General features: G+C 39.9%; 15 protein-coding genes and 2 rRNA genes. 10 read left to right on the top strand and 7 right to left on the bottom strand.

Annotation, left to right across the window (positions count from 1 at the left end; genetic code table 11):
- The first annotated feature begins 257 nt into the window (after positions 1 to 257).
- Positions 258 to 3,160 (top strand): 23S ribosomal RNA (locus ACWPWK_RS08440).
- Between the two features lie 117 nt (positions 3,161 to 3,277).
- Positions 3,278 to 3,393 (top strand): 5S ribosomal RNA (rrf, locus tag ACWPWK_RS08435).
- A 116-nt stretch (positions 3,394 to 3,509) separates the two neighbouring features.
- Here the strand turns inward: rrf and idi are convergent.
- Entirely contained in the window at positions 3,510 to 4,046 is a 537-nt protein-coding gene (idi, locus tag ACWPWK_RS08430; protein WP_109373142.1) for an isopentenyl-diphosphate Delta-isomerase, read from the bottom strand.
- Positions 4,047 to 4,368: 322 nt separating this feature from the next.
- Between idi and ACWPWK_RS08425 the strand changes: the two genes are divergently transcribed.
- Positions 4,369 to 5,472, top strand: coding sequence for a glycerol dehydrogenase (locus tag ACWPWK_RS08425; RefSeq protein WP_109373143.1), 1,104 nt, complete (start codon positions 4,369 to 4,371; stop codon positions 5,470 to 5,472).
- Between the two features lie 55 nt (positions 5,473 to 5,527).
- Here ACWPWK_RS08425 and metA read toward each other — a convergent pair whose 3' ends face one another.
- Positions 5,528 to 6,457 (bottom strand): homoserine O-acetyltransferase MetA, encoded by a 930-nt coding sequence (gene metA / locus ACWPWK_RS08420; RefSeq protein WP_109373144.1) that lies wholly within the window; start codon positions 6,455 to 6,457, stop codon positions 5,528 to 5,530.
- Positions 6,458 to 6,796: 339 nt separating this feature from the next.
- Here metA and aceB point away from each other — a divergent pair, with 339 nt between their 5' ends.
- The 3 genes from aceB to aceK all read left to right on the top strand — a co-directional run bounded on the left by aceB (position 6,797) and on the right by aceK (position 11,563).
- Positions 6,797 to 8,389: a malate synthase A gene (aceB, locus tag ACWPWK_RS08415; RefSeq protein ID WP_109373145.1), complete on the top strand. Its 1,593-nt coding sequence runs from the start codon at positions 6,797 to 6,799 to the stop codon at positions 8,387 to 8,389.
- A 69-nt stretch (positions 8,390 to 8,458) separates the two neighbouring features.
- On the top strand, positions 8,459 to 9,766 hold the full coding sequence (gene aceA, locus ACWPWK_RS08410) for an isocitrate lyase (protein ID WP_109373146.1): 1,308 nt from the start codon (positions 8,459 to 8,461) through the stop codon (positions 9,764 to 9,766).
- Between the two features lie 87 nt (positions 9,767 to 9,853).
- Positions 9,854 to 11,563 carry a bifunctional isocitrate dehydrogenase kinase/phosphatase gene (aceK, locus tag ACWPWK_RS08405; protein WP_406588826.1) on the top strand — a complete coding sequence of 570 codons (1,710 nt, stop codon included), beginning with the start codon at positions 9,854 to 9,856 and terminating at the stop codon, positions 11,561 to 11,563.
- An 89-nt stretch (positions 11,564 to 11,652) separates the two neighbouring features.
- Here aceK and ACWPWK_RS08400 read toward each other — a convergent pair whose 3' ends face one another.
- From ACWPWK_RS08400 to iclR, 3 genes are all read right to left on the bottom strand, one after another.
- Positions 11,653 to 12,294 carry a bifunctional 4-hydroxy-2-oxoglutarate aldolase/2-dehydro-3-deoxy-phosphogluconate aldolase gene (locus tag ACWPWK_RS08400; RefSeq protein WP_109373148.1) on the bottom strand — a complete coding sequence of 214 codons (642 nt, stop codon included), beginning with the start codon at positions 12,292 to 12,294 and terminating at the stop codon, positions 11,653 to 11,655.
- 77 nt (positions 12,295 to 12,371) lie between these two features.
- Complete coding sequence (gene edd, locus ACWPWK_RS08395) at positions 12,372 to 14,228, bottom strand: phosphogluconate dehydratase (protein WP_109373149.1); 1,857 nt, start codon at positions 14,226 to 14,228, stop codon at positions 12,372 to 12,374.
- Positions 14,229 to 14,536: 308 nt separating this feature from the next.
- Positions 14,537 to 15,373, bottom strand: a complete 837-nt coding sequence (gene iclR / locus ACWPWK_RS08390) for a glyoxylate bypass operon transcriptional repressor IclR (protein ID WP_075673076.1) — start codon at positions 15,371 to 15,373, stop codon at positions 14,537 to 14,539.
- A gap of 255 nt (positions 15,374 to 15,628) precedes the next feature.
- On the opposite strand from iclR, the gene metH reads away from it, so the two are divergent.
- Both metH and ACWPWK_RS08380 read left to right on the top strand, forming a co-directional pair.
- Complete coding sequence (gene metH, locus ACWPWK_RS08385; RefSeq protein WP_109373150.1) at positions 15,629 to 19,306, top strand: methionine synthase; 3,678 nt, start codon at positions 15,629 to 15,631, stop codon at positions 19,304 to 19,306.
- Positions 19,307 to 19,439: 133 nt separating this feature from the next.
- Positions 19,440 to 20,111 carry a hypothetical protein gene (locus ACWPWK_RS08380; RefSeq protein WP_454208705.1) on the top strand — a complete coding sequence of 224 codons (672 nt, stop codon included), beginning with the start codon at positions 19,440 to 19,442 and terminating at the stop codon, positions 20,109 to 20,111.
- Here the strand turns inward: ACWPWK_RS08380 and ACWPWK_RS08375 are convergent.
- Both ACWPWK_RS08375 and lysC read right to left on the bottom strand, forming a co-directional pair.
- Positions 20,023 to 20,880, bottom strand: coding sequence for a hypothetical protein (locus ACWPWK_RS08375; RefSeq protein WP_454208703.1), 858 nt, complete (start codon positions 20,878 to 20,880; stop codon positions 20,023 to 20,025). The two genes, ACWPWK_RS08380 and ACWPWK_RS08375, sit on opposite strands and share 89 nt — an antisense overlap.
- Before the next feature lie 133 nt (positions 20,881 to 21,013).
- Positions 21,014 to 22,393, bottom strand: a complete 1,380-nt coding sequence (gene lysC, locus ACWPWK_RS08370; protein ID WP_109373153.1) for a lysine-sensitive aspartokinase 3 — start codon at positions 22,391 to 22,393, stop codon at positions 21,014 to 21,016.
- A gap of 265 nt (positions 22,394 to 22,658) precedes the next feature.
- Here lysC and pgi point away from each other — a divergent pair, with 265 nt between their 5' ends.
- Both pgi and ubiC read left to right on the top strand, forming a co-directional pair.
- Complete coding sequence (gene pgi / locus ACWPWK_RS08365) at positions 22,659 to 24,305, top strand: glucose-6-phosphate isomerase (protein ID WP_109373154.1); 1,647 nt, start codon at positions 22,659 to 22,661, stop codon at positions 24,303 to 24,305.
- A gap of 221 nt (positions 24,306 to 24,526) precedes the next feature.
- Positions 24,527 to 25,036, top strand: a complete 510-nt coding sequence (gene ubiC / locus ACWPWK_RS08360; protein ID WP_109373155.1) for a chorismate lyase — start codon at positions 24,527 to 24,529, stop codon at positions 25,034 to 25,036.
- Positions 25,037 to 25,040: the final 4 nt, after the last annotated feature.

Here is a 25,040-nt window from a genome sequence, read left to right as displayed (position 1 = left end):
GGAACAAGCTGAAAAATTGAAAACAAATCAATATATCACCGAGGTATATTGATGAGTCTCTCAAAATCTCAAACTTTGAATGTGTTTTTGACATCAAAGTGGGATGAGCGAGCAATTTACAGTTCGAGGCGGCCAGCGCGTAGCCAGCGCAACATACATAAGTATGTGAGCATGGCGAGCACTGCCCAACGACGAAATGTAATCTGCGCAGCCATCACCACCAAGATAGTCTTCAAAAAGACACCTTCGGGTTGTGAGGTTAAGCGAATAAGCGTACACGGTGGATGCCTAGGCAATCAGAGGCGATGAAGGACGTGCTAATCTGCGATAAGCGTCGGTAAGGTGATATGAACCGTTATACCCGACGATTTCCGAATGGGGAAACCCAATATCCAATGGATATTATCATTAACTGAATACATAGGTTAATGAAGCGAACCGGGAGAACTGAAACATCTCAGTACCCCGAGGAAAAGAAATCAACCGAGATTCCCCTAGTAGCGGCGAGCGAACGGGGAACAGCCCAGAGTCTTAATCAATAGCAGCATCAGGAGAACGGTCTGGAAAGTCCGGCAGTAAAGGGTGATAGCCCCGTATCTGAAGATGCTGTTATTGTGAACTCGACGAGTAGGGCGGGACACGTGTTATCCTGTCTGAATATGGGGGGACCATCCTCCAAGGCTAAATACTCCTGATTGACCGATAGTGAACCAGTACCGTGAGGGAAAGGCGAAAAGAACCCCGGCGAGGGGAGTGAAAAAGAACCTGAAACCGTGTACGTACAAGCAGTAGGAGCCTCTTCGTGAGGTGACTGCGTACCTTTTGTATAATGGGTCAGCGACTTATATTCTGTAGCAAGGTTAACCGAATAGGGGAGCCGTAGGGAAACCGAGTCTTAACTGGGCGAATGAGTTGCAGGGTATAGACCCGAAACCCGGTGATCTATCCATGGGCAGGTTGAAGGTTGGGTAACACTAACTGGAGGACCGAACCGACTAATGTTGAAAAATTAGCGGATGACTTGTGGATGGGGGTGAAAGGCCAATCAAACCGGGAGATAGCTGGTTCTCCCCGAAAGCTATTTAGGTAGCGCCTCGTGAACTCATCTTCGGGGGTAGAGCACTGTTTCGACTAGGGGGTCATCCCGACTTACCAACTCGATGCAAACTGCGAATACCGAAGAATGTTATCACGGGAGACACACGGCGGGTGCTAACGTCCGTCGTGAAGAGGGAAACAACCCAGACCGCCAGCTAAGGTCCCAAAGTCATGGTTAAGTGGGAAACGAAGTGGGAAGGCTCAGACAGCCAGGATGTTGGCTTAGAAGCAGCCATCATTTAAAGAAAGCGTAATAGCTCACTGGTCGAGTCGGCCCGCGCGGAAGATGTAACGGGGCTAAACCATGCACCGAAGCTGCGGCAGCGACACTATGTGTTGTTGGGTAGGGGAGCGTTCTGTAAGCCTGCGAAGGTGTACTGTGAGGTATGCTGGAGGTATCAGAAGTGCGAATGCTGACATAAGTAACGATAATGCGGGTGAAAAACCCGCACGCCGGAAGACCAAGGGTTCCTGTCCAACGTTAATCGGGGCAGGGTGAGTCGACCCCTAAGGCGAGGCTGAAAAGCGTAGTCGATGGGAAACGGGTTAATATTCCCGTACTGGTGGTAACTGCGATGGGGGAACGGAGAAGGCTAGGTTGTCCGGGCGACGGTCGTCCCGGTTCAAGCATGTAGGCAGAGTGATTAGGCAAATCCGGTCACTTAATGCTGAGGTGTGATGACGAGCCACTAAGGTGGTGAAGCAATTGATGCCCTGCTTCCAGGAAAAGCCTCTAAGCTTCAGGTTACCAACAATCGTACCCCAAACCGACACAGGTGGTCAGGTAGAGAATACTCAGGCGCTTGAGAGAACTCGGGTGAAGGAACTAGGCAAAATGGTGCCGTAACTTCGGGAGAAGGCACGCTGGCGGTAAGTGAAGTCCCTTGCGGACGGAGCCGAAGCCAGTCGAAGATACCAGCTGGCTGCAACTGTTTATTAAAAACACAGCACTGTGCAAACACGAAAGTGGACGTATACGGTGTGACGCCTGCCCGGTGCTGGAAGGTTAATTGATGGGGTTATCCTTAGGGAGAAGCTCTTGATCGAAGCCCCAGTAAACGGCGGCCGTAACTATAACGGTCCTAAGGTAGCGAAATTCCTTGTCGGGTAAGTTCCGACCTGCACGAATGGCGTAATGATGGCCAGGCTGTCTCCACCCGAGACTCAGTGAAATTGAACTCGCTGTGAAGATGCAGTGTACCCGCGGCAAGACGGAAAGACCCCGTGAACCTTTACTATAGCTTGACACTGAACATTGAGCCTTGATGTGTAGGATAGGTGGGAGACTTAGAAGTGTGGACGCCAGTCTGCATGGAGTCAACCTTGAAATACCACCCTTTAACGTTTGATGTTCTAACCTAGGCCCGTAATCCGGGTCGGGGACCGTGTCTGGTGGGTAGTTTGACTGGGGCGGTCTCCTCCTAAAGAGTAACGGAGGAGCACGAAGGTTGGCTAAGCATGGTCGGACATCATGCGGTTAGTGCAAAGGCATAAGCCAGCTTGACTGTGAGAGTGACGGCTCGAGCAGGTACGAAAGTAGGTCTTAGTGATCCGGTGGTTCTGAATGGAAGGGCCATCGCTCAACGGATAAAAGGTACTCCGGGGATAACAGGCTGATACCGCCCAAGAGTTCATATCGACGGCGGTGTTTGGCACCTCGATGTCGGCTCATCACATCCTGGGGCTGAAGTAGGTCCCAAGGGTATGGCTGTTCGCCATTTAAAGTGGTACGCGAGCTGGGTTTAGAACGTCGTGAGACAGTTCGGTCCCTATCTGCCGTGGGCGTTGGAAGATTGAGAGGGGTTGCTCCTAGTACGAGAGGACCGGAGTGAACGCACCACTGGTGTTCGGGTTGTCATGCCAATGGCATTGCCCGGTAGCTAAGTGCGGAAGAGATAACCGCTGAAAGCATCTAAGCGGGAAACTTGCCTCGAGATGAGTCTTCCCTGTCACCTAGAGTGACCTAAAGGAACGTTTAAGACTAAGACGTTGATAGGCTGGGTGTGTAAGCGTAGCGATACGTTGAGCTAACCAGTACTAATGAACCGTGAGGCTTAACCTGACAACACCGAAGGTGTTTTGTCTGAGAGACGAACATCGATGAAGTAAGCTTGTTTAAGATTGAGATTGCTGGTTACTGAGAAAGAAACAACAGTAACGGGTAATGATACCGAATTTGCTTGGCGGCCATAGCGCAGCGGGCCCACCTGAATCCATGCCGAACTCAGAAGTGAAACGTTGTAGCGCCGATGGTAGTGTGGGGTCTCCCCATGTGAGAGTAGGGAACTGCCAGGTATTAAATAAGACGAGAAAGCCAACCCAATGGGTTGGCTTTTTTGCGTTTGGGGCTTTTAAAAAGATCAAAAGAATAAGCAATTGATTTTGTATTTAGGTTGTTAATAAGATAATTGCTAAATAATGCCTTGGCTCCAACGAGAAAATTGCTCAATTCCCATCCTATTTAATATATAACGAAACCAAACACTGTAATTTTGTGGGTTTTCTTCGGTATCTTGATAGAGTGTATCTAAAGAAATCCAACGATAATTCATCACTTCATCTGGGTTGCTATGTGGTAATTCATTACTAAACCCAAGAAATAGATGATCAAATTCATGCTCTATCAGATCATTTGTCACTTTTTCGTTATACAGAATAGTTCCAATAGGTTGCATATCACATTTCATGCCTAATTCTTCATCTAAACGACGATGAATAGCATCTGAAAGTAATTCGTTTGGAAGCGGGTGGCTACAACATGTATTTGCCCATAAACCACCAGAGTGATATTTAGATATTGCACGTTGTTGAATAAGTAATTGCTGTTTTGAATTAAAAATAAATATTGAAAAGGCTCGATGTAAGGCGCCTACAATATGAGCTTCAAGCTTTGGCATTGTTCCTAGCTCATTATCATTTTTATCTACGAGAATAACAGCGTCTTCCACAAGAAATCACCTTAATAAAATAATATATTGTTATAGCGTGAATATAACATGACTGTATATCAAATAACGATTTATTGTGTTGTCCTTTTTATGGCATCACAGTGATGATGCCTTTATTATAGTAATAAATACGTAGGTAATCTGCTTTTTTAAAATCATCTAAAAATAACTATTTGTTTTATATAAATTAAAAATAATGAATTTAAATGATTTAGGTAATGACTATCAGAGAGTTTACTAGATTCATATTATGATGAGAGGTAAGATGAAATACTAATTCTGCTACTGTTTGTAGCAAAATCTAAAATAAAGGAATTTAGTTATGTCATCTATATTACCTCGCTCTGTAACCTCGCCAAAAAAATTCTTTATTGGTAGCCAATTACTGTCTTCTGTCGGTAAATATGTAAAAGATTTTGGTGATAATGCATTTATTATTAGTGATGAGTTTTTTTTAGAAAAAGTAACTAAAGAAGCGGCTCCTTCTCTAAAAGAAAATGGTATTGTTTCACTGGTTGAAAAATTTAATTACGAATGTACTGAGGCAGAAGTTAATCGCCTTGGTAAAATTGCGGTTGAAAATAAAGCAAACGTTATTATTGGAATTGGAGGAGGTAAGACATTAGATGTGTCTAAAGCCGTTGCTTATTATCAACACATTCCTGTTATTTTATTCCCAACTATCGCTTCAACTGATGCACCTTGTACTGCATTATCTGTTTTATACAAAGAAAATGGTGAGTTTGATAAATACTTATTCTTACCACAAAATCCAGATGTTGTTATTGCTGATACCGCTATTATTGCATCAGCCCCACAACGCTTTTTCTCAGCAGGTGTTGGCGACGCCTTAGCAACTTACTTTGAAGCACGAGCTTGTTATCAAGCAGACGGCTTAAATTTAGTCAATCAACGTCCATCACGTACAGGCCTTGGTTTAGCACAACTTTGTTTTGAAATGTTAAGTGAAAACATTGATAAAGCAATGGATGCTATTCGCCACAAAATTACCACTCCTGCATTAGAGCAAACTATTGAAGCAACAATCTACCTAAGTGGTGTTGGTGCTGAAGCCGGTGGTTTAGCAGCTGCTCACGCAGTAAATAATGGTATGTCTGCTGTTGAGTCTTTACACCGAGTTCAACATGGTGAAAAAGTGGTATTCGGTTTATTAACTCAATTAGTGTTAGAAAATGCACCACAAGAAGAAATTGATGAAGTGATCCGTATTATTAAAGCGGCAGAATTACCACTGACACTTGAAGATATGGGCATGAAAGAATTCATTGAAAGCGAATGGCGCACTGTTGCTAAAATCGCCTGTGCTGAAGGCGACACGATGGGTAATATGCCAATGAAAGTGACTGAGGAAGATGTTTATAATGCAATGATCGCAGCTAACGCATTGGCTCATCGTTATAAATAATTCTTAGTTTAGTAATGATTATCTTAAAACCCCAAATTGATTTTGGGGTTTTTCTTTAATCTAATGTTGGATTCATTTGGGTAAGATCGAACGGTGTTATCTGATAAACATAGTAGTTCAACCAATTAGCAAACAATAAATGTCCATGACTACGCCAAGAAGCGATAGGTTTTTTACTCGGATCATTACTAGGAAAATAGTTTTCGGGTAATTTAGGATCTAGCCCTGCTTTAACATCACGATGATATTCATCTGCTAGTGTATTGGGATCGTATTCTGGATGCCCAGTTGCAAAAACAACTCTTTTATCTTTTGATGCAAATAAATAAGCGCCAGCTTCTTCTGATGTTGCAAGGATCTCTAAATCAGTATTGTTTTGAATAAAGTCGATAGGAAAACCAGCATAACGAGAATGCGGAGCAAAGAAAGTCTCATCAAATCCGCGTGTTAACAGTGAAAATGGTGAGCAAGTATTATGACTATATACGCCTGAAATTTTTTGTTCTAGCGTGTATTTAGGTAGGTCGTATAAGATATTCAATCCAGCTTGAGCCGCCCAACAAATAAAGAGTGTAGAAGTCACATGCTCTTTAGCCCATGTAATAACTTCTTTTATTTCATCCCAATAAGCCACATCTTCAAATTCAACTAGCCCTAATGGTGCACCTGTGACAATAAGTCCATCGAAATTTTGTTCTTTAATTTGGTCAAAATCACAATAGAAAGTATCGAGATGCTCTACCGGAGTATTTTTAGGAACACGAGAGTCAATACGCAATAATTGAATATCAATTTGAAGAGGACTATTAGAAAGCAATCGCAGAAATTGATTTTCTGTTTCTATTTTCTTTGGCATTAAATTAAGGATAAGCACTTTTAATGGGCGAATATCTTGAATACTCGCTCTACTGGATGTCATAACAAAGACATTCTCTTTTTGTAAACAGCGGACTGCGGGTAGCTCATCGGGCACTCTAATTGGCATTTCAATAACCTCTAAAATACATCTAGACATCTAGAAGCCTGAATTTATCTAATAACTTTTTAAATGTCGAGGTCTTCATGTGGTGTATGAAGAATATTCATATAAGAAAAAGCTATATAGCTAAAATCATCAGACATTAACATTCTTTTTCTCCGTCTATTACCGATCTCTTCCAGATCCCTCGAATTATTTTGAAATTCTGATTTTTGTACAATAAAAAAACACCGATGTAATCACATTGTTAAAAATTATTTAAATAAAAATGGAATTCATTTTTGATTTTTGTGAAAACTGCATTAATCTTAATCAGGTGTGTAAACGCTTTTAGGGGAATGCAGAATGTCACAATCGTTAACTACAGAAGAATTAAATTTTACGCAATCTTTTGGTGAACAGGAAAAGAATATATTAAATCATGATGTTAAGTGTTTTTTAACTGATTTAGTAAATCATTTCTCAGATAGACGCCATGCTTTATTAGTTGAAAGAGATAACTGGAAACACAGAGTTGATAATGGTGAACTTCCTGATTTTATTTCGGAATCAGATTCCATTATAAAATCAGAATGGAAAGTTAATCCAATACCTAAAGATCTTCAAGACCGTCGAGTGGAAATAACAGGGCCTGTTGATCGCAAAATGGTTATCAATGCACTAAATGCTAATGTGAAAGTCTTTATGGCGGACTTTGAAGACTCCTTAGCGCCTACATGGGACAAAGTAATTGATGGCCAGATCAATTTGCGTGATGCCGTCAAAGGCACTATTTCTTATACCAATGAAAAAGGTAAATGTTATCAACTTAAAGCGTCACCTGCGGTATTGATTGCAAGAGTAAGAGGACTCCACCTTCCTGAGAAGCATGTGCTATGGCAAGGGAAGCCTATTGCAGGGGGATTATTTGATTTTGCTTTGTATTTTTACCATAACCACAAAGCCTTATTAGAAAAAGGGAGTGGCCCTTATTTTTACATTCCTAAATTGCAAACATGGCAAGAGGCTAAATGGTGGAGTGATGTTTTTCATTTCACTGAAAAGCGCTTTGGTTTAGCAACAGGAACCATTAAAGCCACAGTATTAATTGAAACCTTACCCGCTGTTTTTCAAATGGAAGAAATTCTTTTTCATATGAAAGAGCATATCGTTGGACTTAATTGTGGTCGTTGGGATTATATTTTTAGCTATATCAAGACATTAAAAAATTACCCAGATCGTGTATTACCTGATAGACAAGGGATCACGATGACTCAACCTTTCTTAAGTGCTTATTCACGTTTACTGATCCAGACTTGCCATAAACGGGGTGCTTTTGCGATGGGCGGAATGTCTGCATTTATCCCAAGTAGAGATCCTGAGCAAAATGGCATTATTTTGAAAAAGGTATTTGACGATAAAGAGTTTGAAGCAACAAATGGCCATGATGGTACCTGGATTGCTCACCCTGGCCTTGCTGAAACAGTATTGTCTGCTTTTGATGCGGTATTGGGGACTCGCTCCAATCAGCTCGATGTACAACGCAATGAAAAAATAACGGCAGAAATGTTATTAGCACCTTGTACAGGTGAACGTACAGAAAAGGGCATGAGAGCGAATATTCGTGTTGCTGTGCAATATATCGAAGCGTGGATTTCTGGTAATGGTTGCGTACCTATCTATGGATTAATGGAAGATGCAGCAACAGCGGAAATATCGCGTACCTCTATTTGGCAATGGATCCGCCATCAAAAAACACTGTCTGATGGGCAAGTCGTGACTAAAGATCTCTTTCGTAAAATGCTGAAAGAAGAGCTTGAAGTGATACACCAAGAAGTCGGTGATACTCGTTTTAAAGAAGGGCGTTTTAAAGAAGCGGCTTCTTTGATGGATAAGATTACAACCCAAGATGAATTAGTCGATTTTCTGACTTTACCGGGTTACCAACTTTTAAATTAAAAAAGATACGTCAAAACGTATTTATAAACTGCAAACATCATCACTACCGTATTTATAGGAGCTGTTTTTATGACTATTAGTAGATCAGAGCAAATCGCCCAATTAGAGAAAGAGTGGGAACAACCTCGCTGGAAAGGCATTACCCGTCCTTATAGCGCTGAAGATGTCATTAAATTAAGAGGTTCGGTTAACCCAGAACATACCTTAGCAAGACGTGGCGCTCAAAGGCTTTGGTCATCATTAAATGGAAAATCGAAAAAGGGTTATGTTAATGCATTAGGTGCTTTAACTGGTGGGCAAGCGTTGCAACAAGCAAAAGCAGGGTTAGAAGCTGTTTACCTTTCAGGATGGCAAGTGGCTGCTGATGCTAACACCGCAGCAAGCATGTACCCTGATCAGTCGCTATATCCAGTTGATTCTGTTCCTAATGTTGTTCAACGTATTAATAATACGTTTAGACGAGCTGATCAAATTCAGTGGTCAAATGGTATTGGTCCTCAACATAAAGATTATATTGATTTTTTCCTTCCTATTGTGGCTGATGCGGAAGCAGGTTTTGGTGGGGTATTAAATGCCTTTGAATTAATGAAAGCAATGATTGAAGCTGGAGCGGCAGGTGTTCACTTTGAAGATCAGTTAGCAGCAGTGAAAAAATGCGGTCATATGGGAGGAAAAGTATTAGTTCCGACTCAAGAGGCTGTACAAAAGCTTGTCGCTGCACGTTTGGCCGCTGATGTGTCTGATGTGCCAACATTACTTGTTGCCAGAACAGATGCTGATGCTGCCGATCTCTTAACTTCAGATTGTGATCCTTACGATAGTCCATTCTTAACAGGAAAACGTACTCCTGAAGGTTTCTTCTGTACTCATGCGGGTATTGATCAAGCCATTAGTCGTGGGCTTGCTTATGCACCTTACGCCGATCTGGTGTGGTGTGAAACATCACTCCCTGATCTGAAAATGGCAGCTAAGTTTGCAGAAGCTATTCACGATAAATATCCCGGGAAAATGCTGGCTTATAACTGCTCGCCTTCTTTTAACTGGAAAAAGAACCTTGATGATCGCACGATCGCACATTTCCAAGATGAGCTTTCCGCAATGGGATATAAATTCCAGTTTATTACTTTAGCGGGTATTCACAGCATGTGGTTCAACATGTTCGATCTGGCACATGATTATGCTAAGGGTGAAGGTATGAAACATTACGTTGAGAAGGTGCAAGAAAAAGAGTTTGCTGCACTTAATCAAGGTTACACCTTCTCCTCGCATCAGCAAGAAGTGGGAACAGGATATTTCGATAAAGTGACCACGATTATTCAAGGTGGTATGTCTTCAGTGACGGCACTAACGGGCTCAACAGAAGAACAACAGTTTTAGATTTCAGCGAGCCACAAGTTTTAAAAATATCATTATCTATTTTTGTGGTGATAATTCAGGAGCAGGATGCTCCTCTTTTTCGTGAGGTTGTTAATGACGCCAGAAGATTTAATTGCTCAAACAATTTTACAAGGCTTTGATGCCCAATATGGTCGCTTCCTTGAGATAACCTCGGGGGCACAATATCGTTTTGAGCAGGCGGATTGGCATGGTGTTCAAATCGCGATGAAAGAGCGCATCCGTTTATACGATAATCATGTTGGATTAGTGGTTGAACAACTTAAGTGTATTCGGCATGATATTGATAAAGAAAGTCTTTTTCTACAAAGGGTGAAAGAAAACTATACGCAATTATTGCCCAATTACCCTCGGTTTGAGATCGCAGAGAGCTTTTTTAATTCTGTTTATTGTCGTCTGTTTTACCATCGTGAATTGAATAAAAAAAACCTATTTGTTTTTTCATCCCAACCAGCTTATCGCTTTACACAAGCACCTCGACCGTTATCAAAGCAGTTTGTTATTCAGAGTGATTTACCCACATTACTGCAAGACGTTTTATCACGCTTACCTTTGCGATTACCGTGGCAAAATAAACAACGCGACATTCACTCTATTTGTAGTGTACTTACCGCTCAATTCTCTTCTGAACAATTGCAGAGTGCGGTATTTCATATTGCAAACGAACTCTTTTATCGTAATAAAGCGGCTTGGTTGATTGGAAAAATAGTGATTAATAATCAATATATTCCATTCTTATTGCCTATTCATAATGTTGAGCAGCAATTACTGATTGATACCTGCCTTATCTCAGCAGATGAAGCTAGTATTGTCTTTGGTTTTGCCCGTTCTTATTTTATGGTTTATGCCCCATTTCCTGCGGCATTAGTCGCATGGTTAAGAGATATATTACCAAGCAAATCTATCGCTGAGCTTTATATGTCTATAGGATGCCAAAAACACGGTAAAACAGAATACTATCGTGAATACCTCGCCTTTATGAATTTTTCATCAGAGCAATTTATTGAAGCACCCGGTGTAAAAGGTATGGTGATGTTAGTATTTACATTACCAACTTATGATCGAGTTTTTAAAGTAATCAAAGACAAGTTTGCACCACAAAAAACGATCACTGCGGAGCGTGTAAAAGAGTGCTATCAATTGGTTAAAGAACATGATCGTGTTGGACGAATGGCAGATACCCAAGAGTTTGAGAATTTTATGATCGATAAGAAAAGAATTAGCCCTGAATTAATGGCTGTTTTTGAACAAGAGATCCCAAATAAACTAGAAGATCTAGGTGATAAAATACTGATCCGTCACCTTTATATGGAACGGAGAATGATACCGCTCAATATCTATATGGAACAGTGCGATGTCAATCAACTTAAAGCTGTTGTTGAAGATTATGGGCAAGCGTTGAAAGAGCTTATTGCAGCGAATATTTTTCCCGGTGATATGCTGTTTAAAAACTTTGGTGTAACTCGGCATCATCGTGTGATTTTCTATGACTATGATGAAATTAGTTATATGACAGATATGAATTTTCGGGCGATCCCTCCTGCTCGTTACCCTGAAGATGAATTAGCGAGCGAGCCTTGGTATAGCGTTGCACTCAATGATGTATTTCCTGAAGAATTTCGCTATTTTTTATGTAGTGATAAGCGAGTTTGCCACTATTTTGAAGCTCAACATCGTGAGCTTTTATCACCAGAATATTGGCAACAGCAACAGCAAAAAATTAAAGAAGGGTATATCGAAGATGTTTATGCCTATTCCCAAACTAAGCGATTTACTTAATAAATTGCCCTAGGAAAAGATAAAAATAAAGATAGGTATAAGGGGATACCTACCTTTATTGGATAAAACCTATTTTTGTACAGAGATAATTAACGCTGAGTACCCGCAACAGCTTCTTTAGCTAATTCAGTAATGCGTTGGAAATCACCTGCTTTCACTGCATCATTAGGCACTAACCAAGAACCACCAATACAAAGTACACTCTCAAGTGCAAGGTAGTTACGGTAGTTTTCTGGTGAAATACCGCCAGTTGGGCAGAAGCGAATTGTTGAGAATGGCCCTGAAATTGCTTTTAATGCCTTTACACCACCATTAGCTTCAGCTGGGAAAAACTTAAATTCATTTAAACCGTAGCTCATTCCCAGCATTAATTCGGAAACTGTTGAAATCCCTGGAATTAAAGGAATAGTTCCCGCAACAGCCGCTTTGAGTAATGCTTCTGTTAATCCTGGGCTAATAGCAAATTGAGCACCCGCTTCAGTAACTTGCGCTAATTGTTGAGGATTAATTACCGTCCCCGCGCCTACAATAGCTTCAGGAACTTCTTTTGCAATACGGCGGATAGCTTCAATTGCACATTCTGTACGTAATGTCACTTCTAAGACTTTTACACCACCGGCGACTAAAGCTTTTGCAATAGGGACTGCATCATCAATATGGTTGATAACAATAACCGGAACAACAGGCCCTGATTTTAGTACAGACTCTGCACTTGTATTCCAATGATCCATGATTGTATTTCCTAATCAGAAAGTGGTGAGCAAATAAATTTAATTTGCTCCTCGTTAAGCCTCAAAACTTGTCTACATTAAAAATCAATGCAACAAGCACCTTGTTCAGCACCTGATAAATGACGGCGTAAATTAATGAATAACTCACGACCACAGCCTGTATTGTTGGCACTTAAATCAGGGATTTCATCTTGGCGAGCATTTATTGTTTGCTCATCGACAAGTAACGTTAACTCACCTGTTTTACCATTAACACGAATGATATCACCATCACGTACTTTGGATAATAAACCACCATTTACCGCTTCTGGTGTAACATGAATTGCGGCGGGAACTTTACCTGATGCGCCTGAAAGTCTGCCATCTGTAACTAATGCGACTTTGTAGCCTTTATCCATTAACACCCCTAACGGCGGCATTAATTTGTGTAATTCAGGCATCCCATTGGCTTGTGGTCCTTGATAACGCACAACGACCACACAATCTTTATTTAACTCACCAGCTTCAAATTTAGCGGCAATATCATGTTGGCTATTAAAAACAACAGCTGGCGCTTCGATAATTTTATTCTCATCGGGTACCGCAGAGGTTTTCATTACCGCTCTACCTAAATTACCTTGCATCACTTGTGTACCACCATGTGATGAGAATGGCGTATTTATATCAGCAATCACATCTTTATCTAAAGAGCTTATCGCACCTTCACGCCAATCAAGTTTGCCGTCATTTAACCAAGGCTCTAAGGTATAGCGTTCAATACCAAATCCAGCCACCGTGTTTACATCACGATGAATTAAGCCTTTTTTCAGTAATTCACGAATAATGAGAGCAATTCCTCCAGCCGCTTGAAATTGGTTAATATCGGCTGGACCATTAGGATAAATACGAGCAATAAGTGGAACAACTTGCGAAAGTTCAGAGAAATCATCCCAATTAATAATAATACCTGCTGCACGGGCCATTGCGACTAAGTGCATAGTGAGATTAGTGGAACCGCCTGTTGTTAACAGAGCAATAATGCCATTTACAATCACTTTCTCATCAACTAATTGCCCGATAGGAAGATAGTTACCCGAGTTTTCAGTGAGACGCACAATTTGGCTGGCGGCTGCGTCAGTTAATGCATCACGCAATGGCGTATTAGGATGCACAAAAGAAGCACCAGGTAAATGTAACCCCATTATTTCCATCACCATTTGGTTGGAATTTGCTGTGCCATAAAAGGTACAAGTCCCAATACTATGATAAGAAGCAGCTTCCGCTTCTAACAAGGCATTACGATCTACTTTACCTTCAGCATAAAGCTGGCGAATACGGACTTTTTCTTTATTGGGTAAGCCGCTAGTCATAGGACCCGCAGGAACAAAAATAGCAGGAAGATGACCAAAAGAGAGTGCAGCCATCGCTAATCCGGGAACGATTTTATCGCAGATCCCTAAATACAGCGCACCATCAAACATATTATGGGATAAACCCACTGCTGCTGACATTGCAATCACATCACGACTAAGGAGTGATAGCTCCATGCCATCTTGACCCTGAGTGACACCATCGCACATTGCAGGAACACCACCTGCCACTTGTCCTACGGCACCAACAGCATGTAATGCTTTTTTAATTTTTTGAGGATAATCTTCATACGGCTGATGAGCTGACAACATATCATTGTAAGCAGTGATAATGGCAATATCATTATGAACCATATTTTTCAGGCGATTTTTATCATCAGCCTGACAAGCAGCGAAACCATGAGCCAAATTACCACAAGCAAGTTGAGCACGATGTACTGTTTGGCTTTTTGCGGCTTCAATTTTTTTCAGATAAGCACGACGAGTCGATTGTGAACGAGCAACAATACGCTCTGTAACCTGTTTTACTGTTTCATTTAGAGGTGCAAAGTCGTTCTGAAAATGGTCATGATTTTTAGGGTTCATAATGATGCTTCCTTTATTCACACAAGGGTGATGAGCGTTACTATTGGCTATAAAAAGAGAATATATGTATTAGCTATAGTATTTGTTACCGGTAACATTGTTACGGGTAACAAGCAGAGTTGCAATACTCTTAATGCACCTTAAACAACATCTGTGATCGACATCAATTTTTTAAGGGGAGAAATAACAGTTTTTTAATATTTAACGGAAATAAAGTGTAAAAGCGGTCATTTTAAAAAGCTGAATCGGTTTAATTGCGGAGATGCCTTCCTCATTACTTTGCAATGAGGAAGGTGAAAGAGGGCGGATTAACTTTTTACGCCACCGTATTCACGGCTAATTTGTTTTGCTGCTTTTATCACCATCGCACCCAATTCAGTGATACGAGAATCCGTCATTCTAGACACAGGACCTGAAAGCGAAATTGCGGCAAAAGGCTGGTGGTGTTCATCATAAATACAGGCACCAATACAGCGTAAACCTAAAGCATGCTCTTCATCATCGAAAGAGAAGCCTTGTTTGCGGGCTTGTTCTAAATTTTCTTTTAAGGATGAAGGAAGTGTTCGTGTATGAGGGGTATAAGCCATTAGGCCTTTTTTCTGGAGCAAAGGCAGTAATTTATTTTCTGGTAAAGTGGAAAGAAACGCTTTACCCGCACCCGATGCGTGCATGGGTAATTTACCGCCAATAGGTGCAGACATTCGCATTAACGCATTACATTGCACTTGATCGACAATCACCGCATCAAATTCAATTTGGTCAAGAATTGCCAAATTTACCGTTTCACCTGAGTCTTCCATTAATTGACGTAAGATGGGGTGAACCATAACAAGTAAGTTACGGGTTTGCAGAAAACTACTGCCGACAATAAAGGCGTGTGTACCTACAACCCATAAGCCTAAATCTCCGACTTGGCGAACAAAACCATGTTGTTGAAGTGTAGTGAGTAGGCGGTGTGTTGTGGAATTGGGTAACCCAGCTTGAAAGGCTAAATCAGTTAGGGCGATACCACCCGGAGATTCGGAAATATATTCCAATAATGTCAGTCCACGACTTAATGACTGAACAGGGCCTCCTTGTGCGGTGCTTTGAGTGGCAGTTGTTTTCGTCTTACGCACTTTTTTATTTGTAGGGGAAACTGTCATGCATACACTCCAGAAATGCTATCCATATTAATATCTATTATGAACTATCTCGTGTAATAAAACTCCTCCGATCACCGCATTTTTCAAAACAAAATGTGTGATAAGAAATATTACTGTAATGGGATTTATCGCTAAGTGAAAATCTCTCATCTTCGTCTTAGAAATCTTTATAAAAAGATATGGTAGGATAAAAAAACAACGAAATAACAATAAAGAAAACAAGAACAAAAACATTCTCTATTAAGAGGGAACAACGTGGCAAACATAAAGCAACAACTGACGGAAGCATTAGCAAAACGTATCTTAGTACTTGATGGTGCAATGGGTACAATGATCCAACAATATCAACTGACAGAAGCCGATTATCGAGGTGAGCGTTTTGCTGATTGGCGCTGTGATGTCAAAGGGAATAATGATCTTTTAGTTTTAACTCAACCGCAAATTATTGCCGATATTCATAATGCTTATTTTCAAGCAGGCGCTGATATTGTTGAAACCAACACCTTTAACTCGACATCTATTGCGATGGCGGATTATCAGATGGAGTCGCTTTGTTTCGAACTTAATGAAGAAGCGGCAAAATTAGCTAAAGCCTGTGCAGATAAATGGAGTGCCTTAACACCAGATAAACCTCGCTATGTCGCGGGTGTTTTGGGGCCAACCAATAGAACTGCCTCAATATCCCCAGATGTTAACGATCCGGCTTTTCGTAACGTTTCATTTGATAAGCTGGTGGAAGCTTATCGAGAAGCAACGCGCGGATTAATTACAGGCGGTGTTGATCTAATTATGGTCGAAACTATTTTCGACACACTAAATGCGAAAGCGGCTATTTTCGCCATTAAATGTGAATTTGAATCACTCAATATTGAGTTACCTGTAATGATCTCCGGTACCATTACGGATGCATCAGGAAGAACATTAACAGGTCAAACAACAGAAGCGTTCTATCACTCTTTACGCCATGCGGATGCGCTTTCATTTGGCTTAAATTGTGCTTTAGGCCCTAGAGAATTACGCCAATATATTCAAACACTTTCGCAAATTTCTGAAACCTATGTCAGTGCTCACCCTAATGCTGGTTTGCCTAACGCATTTGGAGGCTATGATTTAGATGCCCAAGAGATGGCTGAGCAAATTAAAGAGTGGGCACAAGCTGGTTTTCTCAATATTGTAGGTGGTTGTTGTGGAACCACTCCTGCGCATATTCTCGCCATTTCACAAGCGGTAGAAGGCATTGCACCAAGAGTATTACCTTCCTTGAAAAAAGCATGTCGTCTTTCAGGTCTTGAACCATTAGTTATTGATGAAAATTCACTGTTTGTGAATGTGGGCGAAAGAACCAACGTTACAGGTTCTGCCAAATTTAAACGCTTGATAAAAGAAGGTAATTACCAAGAAGCGTTAGATGTGGCACGTCATCAAGTTGAAAACGGTGCTCAAATCATTGATATCAACATGGATGAAGGCATGTTAGATGCCGTCGAAGCGATGACACGTTTTCTCAATCTCATTGCGGGTGAGCCTGATATTGCCAAAGTGCCTGTGATGATTGACTCCTCCAAATGGGAAGTGATCGAAGAAGGCCTAAAGTGTATTCAAGGCAAAGGTATTGTTAACTCAATTTCGATGAAAGAGGGTGAAATTCCTTTTCTTGAGCATGCTAGATTGGTGCGTAAATATGGTGCTGCTGTTGTCGTTATGGCGTTTGATGAAGTAGGGCAAGCGGATACCCGAGAACGTAAAATTGAAATTTGTCGTCGAGCTTATCAGTTATTGACCGAGCAAGCGGGTTTTCCTCCTGAAGATATTATTTTTGATCCTAATATATTCGCCGTCGCAACAGGTATTGCAGAACATAATAATTATGCCGTTGATTTTATTGAAGTCTGTGCGGATATTAAATCTCAACTGCCTTATGCCTTAATTTCTGGTGGGGTATCTAACGTTTCATTCTCATTTAGAGGTAACGATCCTGTTCGTGAAGCTATTCACTCTGTTTTTCTCTATTACGCAGTAAAAAATGGTATGGATATGGGGATTGTCAATGCGGGACAACTCGCCATTTATGACTCACTACCTGATGAACTGCGTAACGCAGTTGAAGATGTCATTTTAAATCGTCATGAAGAGAGCACAGATAATTTATTAGCATTGGCAGAACGTTATCGTGGCACTAAAAGTGATGAGCAAAATCATCAGCTTGCCGAATGGAGACAGTGGAATGTTGAGAAACGTTTAGAATACGCCTTAATTAAAGGGATCACCGAGTTTATTGTTGAAGATACAGAAGCTTGTCGCCAACAAGCATCAAGCCCTATTGAAGTGATTGAAGGGCCATTGATGAATGGTATGAATACCGTCGGTGATTTATTCGGTGAAGGCAAAATGTTTTTACCTCAAGTTGTGAAATCAGCAAGAGTGATGAAACAAGCCGTTGCTTATCTTGAGCCTTATATCCAAGCGACAAAACAGGCAGGAACTTCCGCAGGTAAAATTTTACTCGCCACAGTGAAAGGTGATGTTCACGATATTGGTAAAAATATTGTCGGTGTGGTTTTGCAGTGCAATAACTATGAAATTATCGACTTAGGTGTAATGGTGCCTTGCGATAAAATTTTGCAAACAGCGATCGATGAAAAAGTCGATATTATTGGTCTTTCAGGGCTGATCACGCCTTCACTTGATGAGATGGTGAATGTTGCTAAAGAGATGGAAAGGCGAGGTTTTTCCTTACCATTAATGATTGGTGGAGCAACAACGTCTAAAGCGCATACCGCAGTAAAAATAGAACCAAATTATAGTCATCCTACTGTTTATGTACAAAATGCATCGAGAACCGTAGGTGTTGTTGCTGCTCTATTATCTGAAACACAAAAAGCCGATTTTGTTGCTAGAACGCGTCGTGAATATGAAGTTGTACGTCAGCAATACGCCAGAAAAAAACCGCGTACACCGCCTGTTTCTTTAGAGGTTGCGCGAAAAAATGCGCTACAAATTGATTGGCAAAATTACACACCACCAAAGCCTAATCAATTAGGAGTGCAAGAGATCACGGCAAGTATTGAAACCTTGCGTGAATATATCGATTGGACGCCTTTCTTTATGACGTGGTCTTTAGCAGGGAAATATCCGCGTATTTTAGAAGATGATGTAGTCGGTGAAGAGGCAAAGCGTGTATTTGCCGATGCAAATGCGATGCTAGATAAACTAAGTCGTGAAAAATTATTAACACCTAAAGGAATTGTCGGGATATTCCCCGCTAATCGTCTGGGTGATGATATTGTGATTTATCAAGATGAAAGTCGCCAACAAGCACTTTTGAAAAGCTGTCATTTGCGTCAACAAACGGAGAAAAATGATTTTCCTAATTACTGTTTAGCTGATTTTATTGCTCCTGTTGAAAGTGGTGTTGCTGACTATTTTGGTGCTTTCGCAGTCACGGGAGGATTAGAAGAAGATACTCTCGCGAATGCTTATGATAATGCCCATGATGACTACAATAAAATCATGGTAAAAGCGCTGTCAGATAGATTAGCAGAGGCTTTTGCTGAATATCTTCATCAACGGGTTAGAACTCAAATTTGGGGTTATAGCGCTGATGAAAACCTCTCCAATGACGAACTTATTCGAGAAAAATATCAAGGAACGCGACCTGCGCCGGGGTATCCTGCCTGTCCTGAGCACACAGAAAAAGCCAAAATTTGGCAATTACTTGATGTTGAAAATCGCATTGGGATGAAACTGACCGATGCGTATGCCATGTGGCCTGGGGCTTCAGTATCGGGTTGGTATTTTAGTCATCCTGACAGTAAATATTTCGCAGTTGCTCAAATTCAAAAAGATCAGGTTGAAGATTATGCAAAACGTCGAGAAATGAGCGTGAGTGAAGTTGAACGTTGGTTAGCGCCTAATTTAGGGTATGAGTCTTAGTTTATTTTTGTTTTCAGATCTCAATAATGTAATAAATAGTGAGGGGATAGCAATATCCCCTTGTTATTCTCACTAGCCACTCCCATTAAAGATGTTTAAGCTGTGAACCTGTATCAGAAAAAAGGACATTACAATGAGCTATACTTTGTACCTTCAGAAAACACCACCTGCTGGCGCTGAGGTGCCGTTTCCTTCTTTAGCAAAAGGAAATTATCCATTAAGTGAAGTTTTAATTAATGCTTTTTTAAATCTGATGCAACTAACAGGAAGCTTAGATACTGATGCTATTTTAGATGAAAAAGCATTTGATAAAATTTGGCTGAAAGCCGAAATGACTCCTGCCCGCATTGAAGAAGTGGGAGACTATATTTATCATAAAATTCCTACTTCTCCAGAGCCTGTTGAAGAAGAAATAGAATTATTTAAACAGGCAATGAAAGAAGAAGAAGCGTTGCTAGCTCAAGAGAGTAAAAAAGAAGGGAATATCCCTATCCATAAATTTGCCACCAATGATGGCTGGATTGTCACACCGAAAGAGTGTGAAATAATTTCTGCTACACTTACTGCTAAACTACTAGAAGATAACCATGTTTTTGTTGAAAAGATTGCAAAGATGTCTCATCTTTCGCATAAGACTTTAGAGATTGCCTTAATTGATTTCGGTAAATTTAATCAATTTGCGAAAAAATATGGCGGTTTTCGGGGATCTGTTTCTTTTATACATCTCCCAGCCCCCCAGACCAGGCATGATCTCGTATTCCGTCTTTTTCTTTTAAAAAAAAAAAAAAACAAAAACAATATGTAAGATAGGTAGTATTTATTTTTTCTATTCCTTCTATATGTTTTGTTATTACTTCTAATATTTTATTATGATATTTTGATTGGTCGCTATCTTCTAATATGGATATGTAATTTGAAGTAATTTTACATAGCTCATCAATGGCTCCATTTAAATTTTTATTATATTTATTGGCTTTATTTGTTTTTTCTTCAATATCTGTCACTATGTTTTTTTGAGATGTGTTGTATTTAATTAAGCTTGAGATAATTTTATTCTGGTTATCGTATTCATTTATTTTATTTTCGAGTTCTGGTGTTTCATCCAGTCGATCTTTAAGGTTTTGAAAATAACTATCTAGAATTTTTATTGTATCTTTTATTATGGTGTGATTTTTTATTATTTGATCAGATAGTTTCATAAACTCCTTTGTAAGCTGAATTTCTATATTTGTAGCTTTTATGTCTATTTTTTTTAATATATCCGAATAACAAGCAATTGCTAAATAATCTTTTTTCTTTTCTCTATGATGAATATCAATCATAGATTTAAGGCTATCCTTATTTACTAATTCTAGATTATATATGGATTCTATATTTTTAGAGATAGGACGCTTTTCTTCTATATGTTTTAAAAGATAGAGCGTAGTATCGATAGGAGTATTCAGCGCAACTGATTTATTGTGCAAATAATTAATTTCTTTTTTTATATCAGTAAGAATATGAGGATTGTTGGTGTTGATTTTATTACTGATTGTTTCACTAATGTTCATACTGTTATTTATAAATATTTTCATTTTTATTACTCCATTAATAAAATTAGATTTTAATTCTAATTGCTATTTAATGAAGTTCTTTAAAGCTTACACCTTTTCAATAATAAAGGCTGAATTTTGAGAGAGAAAAAATATCTCTCTCAAAATCGTTTAATTAAAACAATGTATCATGCAATTTACGCACAATATTATCCGCATCTTTGCCATCAACTAATAAACATAAATTATGGGTACTTGCTCCGTGGCTTATCATACGAATATTGTAATTTTCTAATGTACCGAAAATTTTAATACCTAAACCATTCACTTGTGAAAGTGAGTTACCAATCACGGCAACTAATGCTAGATCTTCTTCTACTTCAACACGGCATAATGCAGATAGCTCTGTTAATAAGGCATTCGTTAATAAACTGCCTGATGAATTTGTTGTACCTGTTGTATCAAGGGTTAAAGCAATGCTGACTTCAGATGTTGTTATCACATCAACCGAAATATGGTGGCGTGATAAAATGGTGAAAATTTCAGCCAAGAAGCCACGCGCATGAAGCATTTTTAGGCTATGTAATGTGAGCAACGTTTGTTTTCTACGTAGTGCAATCGCGCGGAATACAGGTGGATTTTCTGTTTGAGCACAAACTAAAGTGCCGCCTTCTTCGGGGGCTTTGCTTGAGCCAACAAACACTGGAATGCCACTACGAACAGCAGGTAATAATGTCGCTGGGTGTAATATTTTAGCCCCAAAGGTGGCCATTTCAGCCGCTTCATTAAAGGCGATTTGATCAATACGATGTGCTTCTGGCACTATTCTTGGATCGGTACTGTAAATACCAGGGACATCCGTCCAAATATCCACACGAGACACTCCCAGTGCTTCACCAATAAGTGCAGCCGTATAGTCGCTACCACCACGACCGAGAGTTGTGGTTCTCCCTTTAGGCTCTTGACCAATAAAACCTTGTGTGACGATGACAGTTTCTTCTAAACGAGGCTGAATAAGGCTTTGTGTCAGTGCTGTTAACTGCACCATATCGGGCTCTGCATGACAAAATAGATCATTCGTTTTCATCACTTTTCTGACATCAAACCAATCTGCCTGTATGCCTTTTTCACGCAATAATTCAACAAATAGCAATGTTGACATTAATTCGCCGTGACTGACTAATTCGTCTGTCAATGCATCAGATGTGGCAAGTGAAGCCGCTTCAGATAACATCTCAATATTTTCAAGCAGGCGGTTTATTTCTTGAGAAATAATTTCAGGCTGAGAAAGCTGATTAATAATGGCATATTCAATATCACGAACTTGTGAGAGTAAAGCTTCTCGTTGTGAAGGTTCAGTACCTGCTGCAAGTTCAATTAACAAATTAGTAATCCCAGCAGATGCCGAAAGAACGACGACACGAACTGACTTTTGTTTCAGGATAATATCTGCACACTTTTCCATTGCTGAAAAGTTAGCAACACTGGTGCCGCCAAATTTAGCGATAGTGTATGGAGAAGAAGATGATGAAGGCGTAGCAGTATTATCAGTCATTGTCGTATTCCTTTAGGCAAAAATGAGATGTTGGACACACTTAGGAATATCGGTTATTAAGTAGAGAGTCAATGCAGAGTGAAGAATAATCAATTTAATTAATAATCAGCTCCGCATTATCGGTTTTACCTATGTAAGTAATTAGTACTAGATTTGTCGAATGGTTTTGACCAATATCATCAAATGAGAAAGAATTGACTGTAACTATTAAATGTCAGGCTACAATCTGAGAATATTGGATTGTAATCTTAAGAGAGTATTGTGAATGAAAAATGTAAACCCAACCCAAACCTTAGCCTGGAAGGCATTAGAAAACCATTTTTCGGTGATCAAAGATACCGAGATGAAAACACTGTTTGCTCAGGAAACATCACGCTTTGAGCAGTTTTCAAAAACGTTTTCAGACCAAATTCTAGTGGATTTTTCAAAAAATCGTATTACGAAAGAAACATTAGAGAAATTGCAGGCTTTGGCTAAGGAATGTGACGTTGAAGGTGCGATAAATAGCATGTTTACGGGTGAAAAAATCAACCGTACTGAAGATCGTGCTGTATTGCATACTGCATTACGTAATCGTAGCAATGCTCCCGTCATCGTTGATGGCAAAGATGTTATGCCTGAAGTGAATGCTGTACTGAATAAAATGAAAAACTTCAGTGAGCGTATTATTAGTGGTGAATGGAAAGGTTATACAGGCAAGGCGATTACTGATGTTGTAAATATTGGTATCGGTGGTTCTGATCTTGGTCCTTATATGGTGACAGAAGCATTACGTCCGTATAAAAACCATCTTACTATGCATTTTGTTTCTAATGTTGATGGTACCCATATCGCAGAAACACTGAAAAAATGTGATCCTGAAACGACGCTATTCCTCATCGCATCAAAAACATTTACTACACAAGAAACCATGACAAATGCGCATTCAGCAAGAGATTGGTTTTTAGCCACTGCTAAAGAGAGTGCATTTGTTGCTAAACACTTTGTGGCGTTATCCACAAACAGTACAGAAGTGGCAAAATTTGGTATTGATACTGCCAATATGTTTGAATTCTGGGATTGGGTTGGTGGCCGTTATTCATTATGGTCAGCAATTGGTTTATCTATCGCATTATCTGTTGGTTATGACAACTTTGAGCAATTGCTGGAAGGTGCTCATGCAATGGATAATCACTTTAGAACAACAGATGCTGAAAATAACATCCCAATGATCCTCGCTCTGATTGGCATTTGGTATAACAATTTTTTTGGCACAGAAACTGAAGCGATTCTGCCATACGATCAATACATGCATCGTTTTGCTGCTTACTTCCAACAAGGCAATATGGAATCTAATGGTAAGTATATTGATCGTGATGGAAACAAAGTTAATTATCAAACGGGTCCTATCATTTGGGGTGAACCAGGTACAAACGGACAACATGCGTTTTACCAACTGATCCACCAAGGTACAAAAATCATTCCTTGTGATTTTATTGCGCCTGCAATTAGCCATAACCCACTATCCGATCATCATGCAAAATTGATGTCTAACTTTTTTGCTCAAACCGAAGCTCTCGCTTTTGGTAAAACGCGTGAGCAAGTTGATGCGGAATTTGCCGCAGCAGGAAAAGATCCTAAGACTATGGGATATGTTGCACCTTTCAAAGTGTTCGAAGGTAACCGCCCAACTAACTCTATTTTGTTAAAAGAAATTACGCCTTATTCATTAGGTGCATTGATTGCAATGTATGAACATAAGATCTTTGTACAAGGTGTTATTTTCAATATCTTCACCTTTGACCAATGGGGTGTTGAATTAGGCAAACAACTGGCTAATCGTATTCTTCCTGAATTAAAAGGTAAGGAAAGTGTTAACAGCCATGATAGCTCAACAAATAATCTGATTAATCGTTATAAAGCATGGCGTTAATCGAATAAACTGAATATAAGTAGTTGGTTAGATAGAAAGGAGGTTTTTATAACCTCCTTTGTTTTTTGGTTATTTAGTACTCAATCTGATTTTCTTTTAACGCTTTTTTAGATTATTTATGCGAAATGTTATCAGCTTTTAACTTCCATTAGTCACATCATGATATCCTTATGCATCATGACTCACACAAGCTAGGATCATCAAAGCGTGATGATGAATAAATGTTCAAAAAATCAATAATTACCCCTGCACCTATCCATTGGCTACCCAGTGAGGAACATGCAAGTATTCAAGAAAGTACATTAAGTTGGTTAATAGAATTAGGCTCAATGACAAGGCGATTTGAACAATATTGCCAAAAAGTCACCGTAATGCCTTATCAAGAAGGGTTTATTGACATTATTGAGCCCGCTGACGAAAGAGCATGTTTACCCAAAAGTCAGCGTTATTGGTTAAGAGAAGTGGTATTGTGTGGTGACGATATTCCTTGGTTATTAGGGCGGACGTTAGTACCAGAAGAGACATTGACAGGCGAAGACAGAAAACTGGTCAATCTAAGAACCGTTCCACTTGGGCGTTATCTGTTTCAGGAAACAACCTTAAGTCGAGATTTTATTCATATCGGGCAACAAAATGGGTATTGGCTACGCCGTTCTCGTTTCCAGCTTTCAGATAAACCTTTATTATTAACCGAGATGTTTCTACCTGCATCACCAGTGTATGAGAAGTAATTAG

This window comes from Proteus sp. Marseille-Q3619 (genome assembly GCF_965283115.1).
Note: the sequence above shows the minus strand (reverse complement) of the source record. Positions and strands in the feature narration are given on the sequence as shown.

Coding starts and splice junctions, on each gene's coding strand:
- iclR (WP_075673076.1), bottom strand. CDS start 15,373: ATGACAGTTTCCCCTACAAATAAAAAAGTGCGTAAGACGAAAACAACT.
- ubiC (WP_109373155.1), top strand. CDS start 24,527: ATGTTCAAAAAATCAATAATTACCCCTGCACCTATCCATTGGCTACCC.
- aceB (WP_109373145.1), top strand. CDS start 6,797: ATGTCACAATCGTTAACTACAGAAGAATTAAATTTTACGCAATCTTTT.
- lysC (WP_109373153.1), bottom strand. CDS start 22,393: ATGACTGATAATACTGCTACGCCTTCATCATCTTCTTCTCCATACACT.
- metA (WP_109373144.1), bottom strand. CDS start 6,457: ATGCCAATTAGAGTGCCCGATGAGCTACCCGCAGTCCGCTGTTTACAA.
- ACWPWK_RS08380 (WP_454208705.1), top strand. CDS start 19,440: ATGAGCTATACTTTGTACCTTCAGAAAACACCACCTGCTGGCGCTGAG.
- ACWPWK_RS08425 (WP_109373143.1), top strand. CDS start 4,369: ATGTCATCTATATTACCTCGCTCTGTAACCTCGCCAAAAAAATTCTTT.
- ACWPWK_RS08400 (WP_109373148.1), bottom strand. CDS start 12,294: ATGGATCATTGGAATACAAGTGCAGAGTCTGTACTAAAATCAGGGCCT.
- pgi (WP_109373154.1), top strand. CDS start 22,659: ATGAAAAATGTAAACCCAACCCAAACCTTAGCCTGGAAGGCATTAGAA.
- aceA (WP_109373146.1), top strand. CDS start 8,459: ATGACTATTAGTAGATCAGAGCAAATCGCCCAATTAGAGAAAGAGTGG.
- edd (WP_109373149.1), bottom strand. CDS start 14,228: ATGAACCCTAAAAATCATGACCATTTTCAGAACGACTTTGCACCTCTA.
- ACWPWK_RS08375 (WP_454208703.1), bottom strand. CDS start 20,880: ATGAAAATATTTATAAATAACAGTATGAACATTAGTGAAACAATCAGT.